This window comes from Collinsella sp. CLA-ER-H9, from assembly GCF_040092295.1.
Classification (GTDB): Bacteria; Actinomycetota; Coriobacteriia; order Coriobacteriales; family Coriobacteriaceae; genus Collinsella.
Window position 1 is genome coordinate 22,952 of the sequence record NZ_JBBNLV010000002.1, and the last position, 15,464, is coordinate 38,415.

Below are 15,464 nucleotides of genomic sequence, written 5' to 3' on the forward strand. Positions count from 1 at the left end.
ATAGACAAAAAAGCGCGGGGCCGGTTTGATTCCGACCCCGCGCTCTGCGCTGGTGCGTTGTTGTTCGGCCTACCCCAGCAGGCTCAGACCAACAGAGACAAACGCCAGGATAACGCCGACGATGGACTCGCCGCCGAGCAGGCCGCTGGCGACGACCAGGCCCTGCTCCTGGAAGGCGGCATCCTTGGAGGCCTTCTCCTCGTCCGAAAGACCGGCAGCGGCGTCGCGGCGTGCGGCCCACTTGTCGTAGGCGAGCTTGGCGCAGGAGCCCAAGAAGGCCGTGAGCGACATGTAGAACGGCAGGTACACGCCCAGGCCGATCATCATGGCCGGAATGCCGAGCCAGTACATGACGATGCCGGCGATAAAGCCACCTGCGAACCACGGCACGCTCGGGATGCCCGAGACCATGGTGGCGACGACGCTTGCCTGCGCGGCAACAAAGCTTTTGTCGGGGCCAAAGGCGTCCGGACCATAGGCGGTGACGAGCGCGACCATGACGGCTGCGGCGACCAGGGCGCCCACGATGCCGCCGATGGCCTGGCCGATCCACTGCGCACGCGGGTTGGTGCCCAGCACGGCGCCGGCCTTAAAGTCGTTCATGACGTCGCCCGCAAGGCCGCATGCCACGGCCACGATGCCGGCGATAAAGAACAGCTTGACCTGGGCGATCTGTGCGAAGGCAGCCACGATGAGCATGACGATGAGGCCGAAGATCTCCATGGGGTCGATGCCCGTCTGGCCGCAGCTCTGCGCGCTCATGATGGTGGTGACAAAGGTGAACAGCGTGACGATGACGGCCGGGACGGGGCCAAGGTCGAGCGCGATGGCGACGATCACGGCGATGGCGGCAGTACCCAGGCCGATGATGCCGGCGTCGAGCTTAAGCGAGCCCGAGATGAGCGACTGCTCGTCGGTGTCGCTGGAGCTGTCGGCGGCGAGGCCGCGGGCGATGCCGGTGACCTGCGGCAGGATGTCCTTGAGGACGACAGCGACGCCAAAGCCCATCATGAGGCCCATGCCGAGCGATTTGACGATGCCCTGCGCAGTCACAATGTCGAATAGACCGGCAGCGGTGCCGCCCACGATGATGCCAAAGTTACCTAGCAGCGCGCCGGCAAACCAGAAGGCAACCGGGGCGAAGCCAACCAAAAAGCCGATGGAGAGCAGCATGGGCGAGTTATAGATGGCAAAGGTCACGCCGGGAATATTGAGCGTGCACAGCATGCTGGGCACCACGCCCAGAGCGTCGCGAAGCACGCTGTAGATGCCTGCGATGGCCATGGAGCCAAAGAGCTGCTTGCCGGTCTTGCCGCCGGCCTCGGTGGCGCGCAGTGTCTGAGCTGCGGCATTGCCGGTGGGAAACTCCAGCGCGGCGTCCACGATAAAGTGGCGGTGGATGAGCGCCGTTGCCAGCAGGCCCAAGATGGTGCCGACGAGTGCCACGATAAACATGTCGAGCCAGCTGATCTGGTCGGCATAGCCCAGCATCCAGGCGCCCGGGATGGTAAACGCCAGGCCGCCGGCGACCATGGCGCCCGCGGACATGATGGTGTGGGTGACGTTGGCCTCGTTGAGGCTGGCGTTGCCCATGAGCTTCAGGAAGAACAGCGAGATGACGGCAGCGAAAATAATCGGCCAGGGGAGCGCACCCATCTTGAGGGCCGTGTAGGCCGAGCTTGCCGTGATGATCACGCAGCCAAGGACGCCGATGACGACGCCGCGCAGCGTGAGTTGCCCGCGCATCGAAGTGCGGTTCGAGGGATTGCTCATATAAAACTCCTTTGCGTATATCCGCTTCCCCCGGGAGCGCCGCTACGGATGCGGCGCGGGAAGTCGGGTTACCAAGGGCCGCCGCGTGAGCTCGCGCGCGACCGCGCATCAGTATAGCCGCAAGGTAGTCAATTTGGGACGGGGCTTTTTAGCTGGTTTGGGTAGGCGATATACTGCTGGGCAGACGAAAGGAGCGCCGACGATGCTTAATGGGTGCGCATATATATTGACGGTCGATGTGGGCAACACATTCATTCGCTTTGGCCTGTTTGCCGAGGATTCGGCCGCGGCGCAGGAATGCCCGCTTGCGACGTGCGAGATCACGACGCCGTCGAGCATCACGGCCGACGAGGCGCGCATGAGGCTCGTGCAGGTCATGGGCGCGCTGGCAATCGATGCGGGCATGCCGGGTGTACTCGTTCCCGCGGCGGCCGTGCTGAGTTGCGTGGTGCCGGCGCTCGAGCGCCCGTGGAAGGCGGCACTTTCCCGCACCTGCACGGGGCGCGTGCTCACCGTGGGGCCGGGCCTCAAGACCGGCATGCCCGTGCACTACGACGACCCGGCCGAGATCGGCCCCGACCGCATCGCCGACGCCGTGGCGGCCCGTGCCGTCTACGGCTCTCCGTGCATCGCGATCGACCTGGGCACTACGACCAATATCGAGGTCATCGATGCGCGCGGAACCTTTGTCGGCGGCGTCATCGCGCCTGGTCTGGCACTTGGCGCCCGCTCGCTTTCGGCCGCTGCGGCGCGCCTGCCGCAGGTCGAGCCCTCGGCACCAACGCATGTGATCGGTCGCAACACGCGCGAGGCCATGCGCTCGGGCGTGGTTCTGGGCGAGGTGGCTCGCATCGACGGCATGCTCGACATGGTGCTTGCCGAGATGCGCTCGACCAAGGCGGCGGGCGAGGGCAGCGTGCCCATCGTCATCACTGGCGACGATGCCGAGGCGCTCGCGGCGTTGCTCGGCCACAGCCTGACGGTAGACGACGCACTGACGCTGCGGGGTCTCGCCGAACTGTACCGCATCAACCAAAAGCCTCGTCGCGCGTAGCGATGGGGGCGGTGGGACAAAAACGTCTCCACCTTTCACCTGCTACAATGGGTCAAACTATTGCGATTTCGGAGGTGTCTGCCATGTCGGACGATCTTCATCAAACCACGTCGGGCAAGCGCCGCGACGTTATTAGCTGGGACGAGTTCTTTATGAGCGTGGCCATCGCCGCGCAGCGCCGCAGCAAGGACCCCAATACGCAGGTGGGCGCGTGCATCGCCAGCACCAACCACCGCATCCTTTCGGTGGGCTACAACGGTACGCCCTCGGCACTCAACGACGACTTTTTCCCGTGGGGCACGAGCGATGACCCGCTGCAGGACAAGCATAACTACGTAGTCCATGCCGAGGCCAACGCCGTGCTCAACTACCGCGGCTCGCTCAAAGACCTTGAGGGTTCCACAGTCTACGTCACGCTGTTCCCGTGCCACGACTGCGCCAAGATCCTGGCGCAGGTAGGTGTGGGCGAGGTTGTCTACCTGGACAATAAGTATGCCGACACCGACGACGGCCGCATCAGTCGCCGTATTCTCGACTCCTGCGGCATTAGCTACCGCCAGGTCATCGTCGATGTCCACATTGGCACCGGGGAACAAACTCAGCAGTAGCGGCAACGTGTGCTAGCGCCGGGCGCCGGCAAAAGCAGCTAAAAGAGCCCCGTCCCAAATTGACTGCTCGTGAAAGTCGTGTCCACGCGCATGGATGGCTCGTGAGCGGGTACATGGCTGTAGTAACATAGCCCCTGTCCGCGGGCGCGCCCGCGTTATTGTGAGAAAGGAGCCCCTGTGGCTGTTAACGAAGAGCTGCTTAAGAAGGTTCTTGAGGAGATCCGCCCCAACCTGCAGGCCGACGGCGGCGATATGGAGTATGTGGGCGTTGACGACGAGGGCGTCGTCAAACTGGAGCTGCAGGGCGCTTGCGCCGGCTGCCCCATGAGCTCGCTGACCCTGTCCATGGGTATCGAGCGCATCCTGAAGGAGCATGTGCCCGGCGTTACCCGTGTCGAGCAGGTCAATGCCTCCGGCGAGACCGATGACCTGTACGACGAGTATGCGCCGTTCTAAGATGCGAAAACTGCGGACGGCATACTCCGCATAGACGTTACGCCCAAATATGCGGCTGCGAGCGCAAGGCCCGCGGCCGCATTTGTATGTAGGGAGTAGGAGGGTCGACATGCTCAACGACTTCTACCATATGCTTGATCCCGTCGCCATTTCGGCAGGGCCCATCACCATCTACTGGTACGGCTTGGCCTATGTGGTTGGAGCTCTGCTCACAGCAGTCGTCATGTACCGCACGCAGCGCCGTTGGGGTTTCGATATCACGATTGACGACCTGACGAGTGTCGTGGTCGGTGTTGTCTTTGGCCTCATTATCGGCGCCCGCCTGTTCTACGTTATCTTTTACGGCGACGGATACTACTGGGCGCATCCGCTCGAGATCTTTGCCACCAACGAGGGCGGTATGAGCTTCCATGGCGGCCTGGTGGGCGGCATCATCGGCGGCGTGCTCGTGTGCCGCATGTACAAGCTCGATGCGTGGACTCTGGCAGACCTTGCGGTCATCGGTGCTCCGCTGGCCCTGTGCCTGGGGCGCTGTGCCAACTTTGTCAACGGCGAGCTGTGGGGCAAGCCGACCGATCTGCCCTGGGGCGTGATCTTTGGCGGCACCGCAGGCGATATGCCGCGCCATCCCTCCCAGCTCTACGAGGCATTTCTCGAGGGCATTGTGCTCTTTTGCATCTTGCAGGTGCTCAGCCGCAAAAAGCCGCTGCTGCCCCAGGGTACGTTTATGGGTGTGTTTGTGATGGGTTACGGCATCGTCCGCTTCCTCATTGAGTTTGTGCGCGTGCCTGATGCCCAGCTGGGCTATCTGCTGGGCGGCGTCATCACCATGGGTCAGCTGCTGAGTCTGCCACTTGTGATTGCAGGCCTGGCGCTCATCATATTCGCCCGACACCGCAACCAGCCTCAGCGCGTCTACCTGGACGCCTAGCCAAGACCACCACAAAGGGGACAGGCACCTTTGTGGTGGTTTTGCCGAGTTTGATAGGTTTCTAGAAAGGCTTTCGGACTGTGAAGGATTCCGACCTCTCCACAACGGCTGCGCGTGACGCTGCCCGCATCGTCTGGTTTAAGCGCTACCCCGCCAAGCAGACACTCATCGCATTTTTGCTCGCGCTGTTGGCGACCACGGCGTTTTCCATCGATCCCGCCCCGGTGTCGAGCAACGCAGTCTTGGCGATTGATCCCAAAGCCTCGGGCATGCTGTACGTGTGCTACGAGGTGCTCCTCTCGTTTGCCGGCCATACCGACGCGGTCATGCTGCTTGCGCTTGCCTGCCTGCTCACGCTGCCGTTTCGTTACGTGTTCTTTGGCCGCGGCGATGCTTGGCGTCCTTCGGTGATCCTTCCGTCGCTGTTCTTTGCCGTCTGCATGGTGTTTGGTCGCAGCTACGACCTCACCGATTCGGCCGAGATCGTGCTCGGCGACAAGGCCCGCATCATCTGCGCCTGGATAGGCGGTGTGGGCTGGATGCTCTTGGCGGTCGTTGCCTTCTACCTGGCTTTTGAGTGCCTAGATTGGCTGAGCTCTCGGCGCATTCCGTTTTCCGAAGCGCACTTTGGCCGTGTATGGCGTGTGGCTCACGCCGTGCTCTCGGTCCATCCCTTTGCCGGGCCTTTTCTGGTGCTTATGATCGCCTGGGCGCCCACGCTCATCGCTTCGCTGCCCGGCCTTTTTATGGGGGATACGGGTGCGCAGATTCGCCAGTGGTTCAACTACCCCAACGGCACGAGTGACTACCTGCGTCTGCTCAATCCCAACGTGTTGCTCAACGGACATCACCCCGTGGTGCACACGGCTATCATCGGTTCGTGCGTCCAGCTGGGGCTTTCACTGTTCAACAGCGCCAATGCGGGACTTGCCATCTACACCTGCGCTCAGTTCGTCATTACGGCCGCCTGCATGGCCTATTCCATCTCGTCGCTGCGCAAGCTGGGCGTGAGCTTGCCGATCCGCGGCGTGATCTTGCTGTTCTTTGTGTTTATGCCCATGTTCTCCAACTACGCGGCCCTGCTTACCAAAGATGTGCTGTTTGCCGACGCGTTTTTGGTGCTGTTGGTGCAGACCGTGAAGCTCGTGGCCTGCGGCCTGCCCCGTCGCGATGCCAATGCCGAGCGTGCGGGCGAACAGAGGCCCGTGCTCTTTGCGCGCCATGACTGGCTGCTGCTCGCTCTGGGTGCCATGGGTTCCACGTTTCTGCGCAACGGCGGCCTGGTGTTTCCTCTGGCGGCATGCGTAATCGCGGCGGCGTTTTGCGCATGGGACGCGCATGTGGCTCGTCGTGCAGTCAAGCAGGCCGGTGCTGCGCCTTCGGGCGCCATCTCGCGTTTCCGCTGGGTGGGAGTTCTTGCGGTGCTTGGACTCTGCCTTGCCTCTAATATGTACTTCACCAAGGTCTTTATGCCGGCGCACGACATCACGCCTGGTTCCAAGCGCGAAATCCTCTCGATTCCGTTCCAGCAGACGGCTCGTTTCGTCCAAAAGCACGACGGCCTCAACTCGGGTGTCAACCCTACGGTTAAGGAGGACGGCACTATCGTGGAGGCTCCTTGCGACGGCTTGGTGACCGACGATGAGCGTGCCGTGATCGACCGTGTGCTCAAGTACGACAATCTGGGCCGCCGCTACAACCCGGATAAGTCGGACGCCGTCAAAAATTGCTTTAACGAGTACGCCTCGCAGGAGGACATCAAGGCCTATTTTGAGGTCTGGGCGCAGATGTTCAAAAAGGATCCCGAGTGCTACATCTCGGCGCTCATCAATAACTACTACGGCTACTTTTATCCGAGTGCCCGCGATGCGTGGGTCTACAGCACGGCGCGCAGTGCCGAGATTATGGCGAAGCCCGATAACCTCAAGTACTTTGACTTCCATCCGGTCGATAGCAAGGTTGTGCGCTGGTGCGACCACCTGATCAACCTGTATCGCGTGGCGGTGCAGCGCATTCCGTTTATCTCGCTCACCATGAGCTCGGCTACCTACGTGTGGATTATGATCGCCGTGGTGGTCTACCTGTTGCGCCGCCATTCGTGGCGCGGGCTGGCCATTTGGGTGCCGCTGCTGGGCGTGCTCGCCGTGTGTCTGATCGGTCCCTGCAACGGCTCGACCTACATGCGCTACCTGTATCCGGTTATCGCCTGCATGCCTTTTGCCATCGGTGCCACGATCACCCGCAGCGACCTCCTCTGGTCCTAATTTGGTACATTGGGGTCAGGTTACTTTGCACCAAAGGGTGGCATCATCACGACGCCTTCATTTTGGGGTTTATCTTGCAGGCCGGTAGGTATATCATAACGACGTTTGTTTATATTGCCCGAGCATTCACGCTGGGCTTTAGGTCGAAACCGATAGGAGACACGTATGTCCGGACACTCTAAGTGGGCCACAACCAAGCATCGTAAGGGCGCGCAGGACGCCAAGCGTTCCGCCCTCTTCTCCAAGCTCAGCCGCAACATCACCGTTGCTGCCCGTCTCGGCGGTGACCCGCTGCCCGAGAACAACGCCAGCCTCGCCGCTGCCGTTGCCAAGGCCAAGGCTCAGTCCATGCCTAAGGACAAGATCAAGTCCGCTATCGATAAGGCCTTTGGTTCGGGTGCCGATGCCGCCGTCTACGAGAACATCGTGTACGAGGGCTACGGTCCCGCCGGCGTTGCCGTCTACGTCGACTGCCTGACCGACAACCGCAACCGCACCGCCGCCGATGTCCGTTCCGCCTTCTCCCACGCTGGTGGCAACCTGGGCACCTCCGGTTCCGTCGCCTTCCAGTTTGAGCGCAAGGGCCAGATCGTCGTTGCCAAGGAGGTCCTGGACGAGAACGCCAAGAAGGAGACCATGATCGCCAACGGTGCTGCCGGTGACGAGGATGAGTTCATGATGGCAATCGCCGAGGCCGGTGGCGAGGACTACGAGGACGCCGGCGAGGAGTGGATCGTCTGGACCGCTGCCAACGACGTCATGGCTGTCTCCAAGGCACTCGAGGAGCAGGGCATCCAGGTCAAGGGCTCCGAGACCACCATGGTTCCGACCACCCCGACCGAGGTCTCCGGTACCGACGCCAAGAAGGTTCAGCGCCTCATCGACCGTCTCGAGGAGCTCGACGACGTCCAGGACGTCTACAGCACCATGGATATGACCGACGAGGTCATCGCTGCCCTCGAGGAGGAGTAGCGCCCGCGCGGGTTAAGCCGCGCATATCTGGGCATAATGAAACGAGCATGCAAGCCTCGTGGAATAGATGAGCCGGATCCGCGTGCGTACAGCACCGGACCCGGCTCTTTTATAATGATGCGAATTGTTTTCCATTCTGTGGATCGAGATTTGAAGGGAGCGCCGCATGCGCGTGCTCAAACGAGCCCTAGCGATCGTATATCTTGCCGCCGCCGTCGTGGCGCTGGGCACGTTGGTCTGCCAGTTTTGGGGGCCATATACCTACCGCTTTATGCTGCTGATGCGTGACCCCATGCCGCGCATTGTCGTTACAGTGTGCGGCGGTGTCGTGGCGCTTGGCGTGCTGGCGGTCTTCTTCCGCCTGATGTTTGCTCGCCGCGAGCCGTCCTGCGTGCATCCGGCAGGGGAGCGCAATATCGAGGTCACGCTCGCGGCTCTCTCCTCGTGCGCCCGTGCCGCGGCGGAGTGCGATGATCGCGTGATGGTTGAACATATCGAGGCGCGCGTTCAAGGCTCCGACGAGTCGCACGTTCGTTTTAAGGTCGAGGCCATCGCGCTCGATGATAAGGACGTTGCCGCTCTTGCCACCTCGATGCAGCAGCGCATCGAGGTGGCCTGTGACACCATGCTCGGCACGCCGGGTACGACCGCGCGCGTCCGTTTTTTGCCGTCCAAGACTACCGTCCAGACCGTGGAGGTTTCCGGTGAGTGATACCAACCAAGACAAGACCGCCCGCACGCCGCGCCTGACGATCGATCAGAACGCTATGCCGGCAGGCGAGTCCGCCGACACCAAGCCCGAGGCCGGCGAGCAGCACGACAGTGCCGCCAACGACTTTGACGAAGCCATGGGTCTCATCAAGGGCACGGGCGCTGCTATCTGGAGCTACGCCGTGCGCCACCCCAACACTACGCTCGGCGCCGTGGCAGGCTTTATCCTCGCCGTGCTGGTACTTACGTTGGGCCTGTGGGACACGCTCGTCATCGCATTCTTTGTGCTGATCGGCGCCGTGATCGGCCAGATTCGCGACGGCGAGAACGGTATCGTTAACTTCTTCGGCCGTCTGTTTAGCGGCCGCTAATATGTATTCGACTGTCGCATCCGTGGCAGGCATAAGGAGGAACCATGGCTTTTAACACGAAGGTCGATGTGGCCGATACCGAGCTCGAGACGAACGGGGCCGTCGCCGCCGAGGCGGAGGACGTAACGCTCGAGGACGAGGCGCTCGTCGAGGCAGAGTCCGAAGACGAGGCGGACGAGGATGACGAGGAGGCGGACGAGTCCGAGGACTCGCTGACCTATTCCAACGGCGTGATTGAGAAGATCGTCGCCATGGCCACCCGCGAGGTGCCGCACGTTCTGGGCATGAAGGGCAACCTCATGCACTTTGTGCAGGAGCAGTTTGGTGCCGAGAATCTGACCAAGGGCGTGACGGTCGAGGTCACCGATGACAACCGCGTGGTCGTCAACATTTCCGTCATTATCGAGTACGGCGCCTACGCGCCCGCGATTTTCGACGACGTTAAGGCACGCGTGACCGAGCGTCTGGCTGCGATGACCGGCCTTGAGGTGGCGGGCGTCAACCTGCGCATCGAGGATGTCATCACCCCCGAGGAGTACGAGCACCGCACCAACCAGCACGAGTAGCCTACCAAAAAGGTAACCTGCCAAAAAGGGACAGGTTTATTTTGGCAGGTTTTATCTGCGAAAACGTCAAACGGCCGGTCGCACGGATGTATGTGCGGCCGGCCGTTATTTGTATGCCCCCGATGTAGGCATACCGCTCGTCTAACTAGGGGTTGCAATCGTCGCGTTCCGCGTTACCCTAATGGGCGCATTGTTTCCAAATTGTTAACGAGGGGTTGCCGTAATGGCTGACGAGCACGAAACAGAAAGCCAGGCATGGGCAATTGAGGCTGCCGCGGCAGAGGCGGCATCGCGAGCTGCCGAGGAGGTGCATCGTCCTCCCGTGGTGCCGATGGAGCGCGTGGTTGATCGCACCGATATTGAGCGCGGCGAGCGTGCCGGCCAAAAGCGCAGCCAGGAGCCGGGCTTCCCGCGCTTTTTCGCCGAGCTCAATCTGGGCCTGATTCTTACGGCCTTTGCCATCGTTGCGTTTAAAACCCCTAATCACTTTGCTTTTGGCGGCACCTCGGGCGTGTCGGTCATTCTGTCCACGCTGTTCCCGACCCTGCCCGTCGGCGTCTTTATGTGGATTATCAACGCGGTTCTCGTCGTTTTGGGCTTTATCTTTTTGGAGCGCAAGGCAATCCTGTGGAGCGTCTTCGCCTCGTTTGCGCTGTCCGCCTATGTTTCGTTTTTTGAGCTCTTTATTCCGACTGATGTTTCGATGACGGGCGATATGTGGCTCGACCTGTGCTTTGCCGTGATACTGCCGGCGCTCGGCAGCGCCATCGTCTTTGATATTGGCGCCTCGACGGGCGGCACAGACATCCTCGCCATGATCCTCAAGCGCCGCACCACGCTCGAGATTGGCCGCGCGCTGCTGTTGGTTGATATCGGCATCGTGGCCATCGCGGCCTTTTTGTATGGTCCGCGTGTCGGCCTGTATTGCGTGCTCGGCCTGTTTGCCAAGACGCTCGTGGTCGACAAGGCCATCGAGAGCATTCACCTTCGTAAGGTCTGCACGGTCATTTGTTCCGAGCCCCTTAAGGTCGAGGAGTTTATCGTCAAGCATCTCAACCGTACGGCGACCATCAGTCGCGGCTACGGTGCCTTCTCGGGCAAGTGCGTGACGGTGATCATGAGCGTGCTGAGCCGTCGCGAGGCCGTGCAGCTGCGCCGCTATGCGCGCGAAGTCGATCCGGGTGCCTTTATCACGATTGTCGACAGTTCCGAGATCGTCGGCAAGGGTTTCCGCGGTACGAACTAGCGCGAACGCATTCAACGAACCGCCTGCTGGCGCCGTGTACCTTGCAAATCGGTCATCTTTGAGTATTTGAACTCACATTGGGTGATAATGATGCCAAAGACATCGTTTGCGATCCAGGTGACTCGCTCAAGATACGAAGGGATGATTTCGATGTTCTGCTCGCAGTGTGGCGCCCCCATGGGCGATAACGACAAGTTCTGCGGCGTGTGCGGTGCCCCCAATGCCGGCGCTGCAGCCTCCGCCCCTCAGGGTCAGCCTCAGCCTCAGCAGTTTGTTCCGCAACCGCCCGTGGCGAATGCGCCAAAGGGCTGCACGGCTCAGGCGTTCCAAGATATGACAAAGACTCCGGGCGTGCTTCAGCGTGTATGCCAAATCGCGTTTTTGCCGGCGCTGATTTGCGTTGTGTCGGTGCTCGTGTTGTTTATTCCCGTTATTGGCGGCATTGCGGCTGCCATCGGCTTTTTGGCAGCTTGCATTGCGAGCGTGTGCGGTTCCGGCTTTGGTATTGAGTGGGGACGTGATCTTTCGCTCAAGGTCGATGACGGCATGGACCGTCCACTCATGCGCTCCACGTCGTTTGGTCTCGGAGTCTTTTCGAGCGTCATCTCGGTGGTGCTCGAGGTTATCGCTGCCATTCCCGTTATCGGTGTAGTGCTTTCGCTGGTGGAGGGCGTGGTAATTGGCGCCGCGGGCTCGTATTCTTATTACGGCTCCTATGCACTCGAGGCAGCGCTGTTCGGTTCGCTCGGCCTGCTTGTCCTGGCTCTGATTGCCTCGGCGATTCTGGGTGTCTTCTTTAAGATGTTCGCCGACATCGCCGTGATGCACTTTGCGGTGACCGGTCGCGTCGAGAGCGCGTTTTCGCTCGATAAGGTTTGGGCGGCCTTTAAGCACAACAAGACCAAGCTGTTCTGTGCTTCGTTCCTTCCCGAGTTTTTGACGGGCCTGGTTTCCAACGCCATTACGTGGATCTTGACAGCTGTCTTTGGTGCCATCGCCGGAATTGGCGCGTACGGCTATTACTATCGCCCCACGGGTATCGAGGCGATTGTTACCGCCGGTGGTGTCACGCTCGTATTGTTCCTGGTGCTGATTGCATTCGTCACGGTGTTCCTTACGGTCTTTGGCAAGATGCTCAAGCACCGTGCCGTTGGCTATTGGGCTGCACGTTATGCAAGCGAATGGGCCGATGAGGACAAGGACGACGTTTTGACTTTTGTGCTCCCGGGTGAGAAGAAGCCTGCTCCTGCGGGATTCAATCCCACGGCAGCCACTGGTGCTGCGCCTGCCCCGGCACCCGCGCCTGCACCTGCCCCGGCACCCGCGCCTGCACCTGCCCCGGCACCCGCGCCTGCCCCTGCCCCGGCACCTGCTCCTGTCCCCGCACCGGCGTCCGAGGCGACGCCTGCGGAGCCCGATTGGGATGCCGTTGCCACGCCGGCGGATGAGCCGGGCGATAATCCTGCTGCCGAAAACAATCAAACCGAATAGCCGGTCGAGGCGCCCTGGGCAACTGAGCCCGGGGTGCCTTTTTCTACTGCGAAAGCAAGAAAATGCCTGGGAAAACGGTTGCAGCAAAATTTCTCGGAAATTGGTCAATGTTGCGCAACAACGTCGCGGCTATTGTTGAGAACGTAGACGTGTAAGGTTTGAAGGCGTGCGACGCCTTAGGAAAAGGAGAGGCTCATGTTCTGTCCCACTTGTGGTTCTCCCATTTCGGATGATGCCAAATTCTGCCCTGTTTGCGGATCCGCCGTTGGTGCCGCTTCTGCCGCTGCGGCCCCGCAGCCCCAGCCCGCTCCGGCCCAGGCTATTCAGCCCGCGCCCCAGCCTCAGCAGCAGTACACCGGTCAATACGCCCAACAGTCCGCATCCGCTCCGATGGGCTATGGCCCCATTAAGGCTGACCGCAGCCTGATCGGCTGGCTGCTGCTCTCTCTTGTGACCTGCGGTATCTATTCGTTCTACTTCCTGTATTGCTTGGCACGCGACGTCAACACGTTGTGTCAGGATGACGGCGATTACACGCCGGGTCTGGCGGAATTCATCCTTCTATCGTTTGTGACCTGCGGCTTCTACGCGTACTACTGGTATTACAAGATTGGCAACCGCCTGCAGGCCAACGCTCCTCGCTACGGCCTGGTGTTCCAGGAAAACGGCACCACCGTTCTTCTGTGGCAGATCTTCGGCGCGCTCCTGTGCGGCCTTGGTCCCATCTTCGCTATGAACATCGTCATCAATAATACCAATGCCATGGCAACGGCTTACAACACTCGCCTTGGCGCTCGTGCCTAACAATAAGGGCGGCGTGAACAGCTCCCAGGGACATAGGGGCACGGCAGAGCTCCTTCGCCGCGCCCTTTTTTGCACCGGCGCGCTCTTTGTCGCCTGGCTCGCGCTCTACCTGCTCGACATTGGCTGCATTTTTCGATTGATGACGGGCATTCCTTGTCCGGGATGCGGCATGACGAGGGCGTGGCTGGCGGCGCTGCGCCTCGATTATGCGGCTGCCTTTGCCTACCATCCGCTGTTTTGGGTGGTGCCGATTGCGTTTGTGCTCGCGTTCGTGCGCGAGGAGGTGGCATCGAGCAAGCTAAAGCGTGGTATCGACATTGCGGTCACCGTGTTGTGCGTGCTGGTCGTCGTCGTATGGATCGTGCGCCTCATCAATCCGGCAGATGCCGGTCTGCTCTTTGGCGGCTATGCGCCCGCCGGAGTTCCCGACGATATCATCCACCTCGAACCCCCACGCTGGCTCACCATCCTTCGCTCTTACCTGGCGTGACGGAGGACGCGCTAGAAAAACGGTCGACACATAAGCGGGGGCGAACGTTGAGATAACGTCCGCCCCCGCTTTGCTTTAGCCAGGCTGTTATGGATGGGCGTGACGGCTACTCGTCGCGCTTTTCCTCGTGGCGAGCGGCAGCCCGCGCATCGTGGATGCCCTTGATTGCAGCATGGCGGGCGGTGCGAGCATCGTGCATGGCGTCGCGCGCCTCAGCGGCCGTGGCCTTGGCAGAGCGCAGCTTGGCGGCCAAGTCGGGGTTGGTTTCGGCGACCGCGGTAATCGCGGGGCCGTCGAGCTCCTCTTGCGTGGGCTCGGCCAAAAAGTCGATAGCATACTGGGCTGCCACCATGGAGCCCTTGGCCAGCACGCTCTCGTCGATCTTGTAAAAGCAGGAATGTTGGGCGTACGTGGCGCCAATCTTGGGGTTGCGCGTACCTACAAAGGCGAGCACGCCCGGTACGCGGCGCAGGTACTCCGAAAAATCCTCGCCCGAAAGCGTGCCACGATAATGGCCTTGGCCGGCGGGGCCCAGACACTTAATTACAGCCTGACGGCAGCGCTCGCTCGAGCCCGCGTCGTTTTCGACCTTGTAGTTGGCGATGGTGTAGTCGGTGAGCTCTGCCTCGGCGCCCAAGGCGGCCGCAGTATGCTCCACGATGCGGCGCATAAGCTCCGGCATTTCCTCGTGGGTCGAATCGCCGTAGGTGCGCACCGTGCCGGCGAGGTAGGCCGTGCCGGCGATAACGTTGCGCGCGGTGCCGCCATGCAGCTCGCCGACGGTGATGACGGCCGGCTCGTAGGGGCTGATTTCGCGCGAGACGATGGTCTGCAGGGCATTGACGATCTCGGCGGCAACCATGACGGCGTCGTGGCCGCGCTGGGGCATGGCGCCGTGGCACGAGGTGCCGCGGACATCGATGCGGAACCAGTCGGTATTGGCCATGCGCGGGCCAGGCTCGCAGCTTACGGTGCCGGCGTCGACCTCGCTCCAGATGTGCGCGGCGTAAGCGCCATCGACGCCGTCGAGCACGCCCGTGCCGATCATGAGTTTGGCGCCCTGGCCGTTTTCCTCACTGGGCTGGAAGACGATGCGGACCTCGCCGTGGATGTCGTCGGTCATATGGCGCAGGATCTGCAGCGTGCCGAGCATCATGGCGATGTGGCAGTCGTGGCCGCAGGCGTGCATGCAGCCCTCGTTGACGCTGGCGAATTCCTCGCCGGTCTGCTCGGTGACGGGCAGGGCGTCAATATCCGCGCGCAGCAGGATGCGGCGGCGCGGCGTGCCGTCCTCGCGGTAGGCGTCGGGTGCGGTGCCGCGGAGGGTCGCCACCAGGCCCGTCTTAAGGGGGCGCTCATAGGGGATATTCATGGCGTCGAGCTGGTTGGCGATGTCGGAGGTTGTGCGCTCTTCGGCGAGGCTCAGCTCCGGATGCTTATGGAAGTGCCGGCGCTGCTTGATGATATAGGGCTCAAACTCGGCGGCGATATCTCGGATGGCCGCGGTGACGTCGTCTGCCGCGCGAGCCTCGGTCGCCGCCATAATCTGCTGTGCCTTGGTCTTCGTCATGATCGATTTGCTCCTTGCTGGGTTGATCGCAAAATCGTACAGGCTCTCTCCAGTATGCCACCTGCCGCTAGGGCTGGCAAAGCTGCCGTTTGCCGCTTGGCATTTTGTAACCGAGACGGGGGAGTACACTCGGGGGTGTTGAATTTCCTGCCAGAGA

Annotated in this window: 15 protein-coding genes; 13 read left to right on the forward strand and 2 right to left on the reverse strand. The window is 61.4% G+C overall.

Features of this window, described 5'->3' with window-relative positions; translation table 11 throughout:
• Window positions 1–69: 69 nt before the first annotated feature.
• The gene (locus AAAX73_RS01845; protein WP_349124877.1) at window positions 70–1,773 is read right to left on the reverse strand and encodes an OPT/YSL family transporter; all 1,704 of its coding nucleotides are present in this window, start codon (window positions 1,771–1,773) and stop codon (window positions 70–72) included.
• A 202-nt stretch (window positions 1,774–1,975) separates the two neighbouring features.
• On the opposite strand from AAAX73_RS01845, the gene AAAX73_RS01850 reads away from it, so the two are divergent.
• From AAAX73_RS01850 to AAAX73_RS01910, 13 genes are all read left to right on the forward strand, one after another.
• Window positions 1,976–2,827, forward strand: coding sequence for a type III pantothenate kinase (locus AAAX73_RS01850; protein WP_118081076.1), 852 nt, complete (start codon window positions 1,976–1,978; stop codon window positions 2,825–2,827).
• A gap of 83 nt (window positions 2,828–2,910) precedes the next feature.
• Complete coding sequence (locus tag AAAX73_RS01855; RefSeq protein WP_118081074.1) at window positions 2,911–3,435, forward strand: dCMP deaminase family protein; 525 nt, start codon at window positions 2,911–2,913, stop codon at window positions 3,433–3,435.
• A gap of 177 nt (window positions 3,436–3,612) precedes the next feature.
• Window positions 3,613–3,891: a NifU family protein gene (locus AAAX73_RS01860; protein WP_099432127.1), complete on the forward strand. Its 279-nt coding sequence runs from the start codon at window positions 3,613–3,615 to the stop codon at window positions 3,889–3,891.
• A 109-nt stretch (window positions 3,892–4,000) separates the two neighbouring features.
• Window positions 4,001–4,822, forward strand: a complete 822-nt coding sequence (gene lgt, locus AAAX73_RS01865; RefSeq protein ID WP_118081072.1) for a prolipoprotein diacylglyceryl transferase — start codon at window positions 4,001–4,003, stop codon at window positions 4,820–4,822.
• Window positions 4,823–4,902: 80 nt separating this feature from the next.
• Window positions 4,903–7,086, forward strand: a complete 2,184-nt coding sequence (locus AAAX73_RS01870; protein WP_349124878.1) for a DUF6020 family protein — start codon at window positions 4,903–4,905, stop codon at window positions 7,084–7,086.
• A 165-nt stretch (window positions 7,087–7,251) separates the two neighbouring features.
• Window positions 7,252–8,058 carry a YebC/PmpR family DNA-binding transcriptional regulator gene (locus AAAX73_RS01875; protein WP_349124879.1) on the forward strand — a complete coding sequence of 269 codons (807 nt, stop codon included), beginning with the start codon at window positions 7,252–7,254 and terminating at the stop codon, window positions 8,056–8,058.
• A gap of 166 nt (window positions 8,059–8,224) precedes the next feature.
• Window positions 8,225–8,770 (forward strand): hypothetical protein, encoded by a 546-nt coding sequence (locus AAAX73_RS01880; protein ID WP_349124880.1) that lies wholly within the window; start codon window positions 8,225–8,227, stop codon window positions 8,768–8,770.
• Complete coding sequence (locus AAAX73_RS01885) at window positions 8,763–9,140, forward strand: DUF2273 domain-containing protein (RefSeq protein ID WP_233502694.1); 378 nt, start codon at window positions 8,763–8,765, stop codon at window positions 9,138–9,140. Before AAAX73_RS01880 ends, AAAX73_RS01885 begins: the two co-directional genes overlap by 8 nt.
• 44 nt (window positions 9,141–9,184) lie before the next feature.
• Window positions 9,185–9,706 carry an Asp23/Gls24 family envelope stress response protein gene (locus AAAX73_RS01890; protein WP_349124881.1) on the forward strand — a complete coding sequence of 174 codons (522 nt, stop codon included), beginning with the start codon at window positions 9,185–9,187 and terminating at the stop codon, window positions 9,704–9,706.
• A gap of 223 nt (window positions 9,707–9,929) precedes the next feature.
• Complete coding sequence (locus tag AAAX73_RS01895; protein WP_118081066.1) at window positions 9,930–10,952, forward strand: YitT family protein; 1,023 nt, start codon at window positions 9,930–9,932, stop codon at window positions 10,950–10,952.
• 150 nt (window positions 10,953–11,102) lie between these two features.
• The gene (locus tag AAAX73_RS01900; RefSeq protein ID WP_349124882.1) at window positions 11,103–12,443 is read left to right on the forward strand and encodes a zinc-ribbon domain-containing protein; all 1,341 of its coding nucleotides are present in this window, start codon (window positions 11,103–11,105) and stop codon (window positions 12,441–12,443) included.
• A gap of 195 nt (window positions 12,444–12,638) precedes the next feature.
• Complete coding sequence (locus AAAX73_RS01905) at window positions 12,639–13,247, forward strand: DUF4234 domain-containing protein (RefSeq protein ID WP_118081062.1); 609 nt, start codon at window positions 12,639–12,641, stop codon at window positions 13,245–13,247.
• On the forward strand, window positions 13,240–13,737 hold the full coding sequence (locus AAAX73_RS01910) for a DUF2752 domain-containing protein (RefSeq protein WP_158550119.1): 498 nt from the start codon (window positions 13,240–13,242) through the stop codon (window positions 13,735–13,737). Before AAAX73_RS01905 ends, AAAX73_RS01910 begins: the two co-directional genes overlap by 8 nt.
• 106 nt (window positions 13,738–13,843) lie before the next feature.
• On the opposite strand, the gene AAAX73_RS01915 is transcribed toward AAAX73_RS01910, so the two are convergent.
• Window positions 13,844–15,307 (reverse strand): M20 family metallopeptidase, encoded by a 1,464-nt coding sequence (locus AAAX73_RS01915; protein ID WP_195403850.1) that lies wholly within the window; start codon window positions 15,305–15,307, stop codon window positions 13,844–13,846.
• Window positions 15,308–15,464 lie beyond the last annotated feature (157 nt).

Bases quoted from the DNA above. Each gene is read 5' to 3' on its own strand.
- AAAX73_RS01850 (WP_118081076.1), top strand. From the start codon at position 1,976: ATGCTTAATGGGTGCGCATATATATTGACGGTCGATGTGGGCAACACA.
- lgt (WP_118081072.1), top strand. From the start codon at position 4,001: ATGCTCAACGACTTCTACCATATGCTTGATCCCGTCGCCATTTCGGCA.
- AAAX73_RS01905 (WP_118081062.1), top strand. From the start codon at position 12,639: ATGTTCTGTCCCACTTGTGGTTCTCCCATTTCGGATGATGCCAAATTC.
- AAAX73_RS01875 (WP_349124879.1), top strand. From the start codon at position 7,252: ATGTCCGGACACTCTAAGTGGGCCACAACCAAGCATCGTAAGGGCGCG.
- AAAX73_RS01900 (WP_349124882.1), top strand. From the start codon at position 11,103: ATGTTCTGCTCGCAGTGTGGCGCCCCCATGGGCGATAACGACAAGTTC.
- AAAX73_RS01880 (WP_349124880.1), top strand. From the start codon at position 8,225: ATGCGCGTGCTCAAACGAGCCCTAGCGATCGTATATCTTGCCGCCGCC.
- AAAX73_RS01895 (WP_118081066.1), top strand. From the start codon at position 9,930: ATGGCTGACGAGCACGAAACAGAAAGCCAGGCATGGGCAATTGAGGCT.
- AAAX73_RS01845 (WP_349124877.1), bottom strand. From the start codon at position 1,773: ATGAGCAATCCCTCGAACCGCACTTCGATGCGCGGGCAACTCACGCTG.
- AAAX73_RS01855 (WP_118081074.1), top strand. From the start codon at position 2,911: ATGTCGGACGATCTTCATCAAACCACGTCGGGCAAGCGCCGCGACGTT.
- AAAX73_RS01915 (WP_195403850.1), bottom strand. From the start codon at position 15,307: ATGACGAAGACCAAGGCACAGCAGATTATGGCGGCGACCGAGGCTCGC.
- AAAX73_RS01890 (WP_349124881.1), top strand. From the start codon at position 9,185: ATGGCTTTTAACACGAAGGTCGATGTGGCCGATACCGAGCTCGAGACG.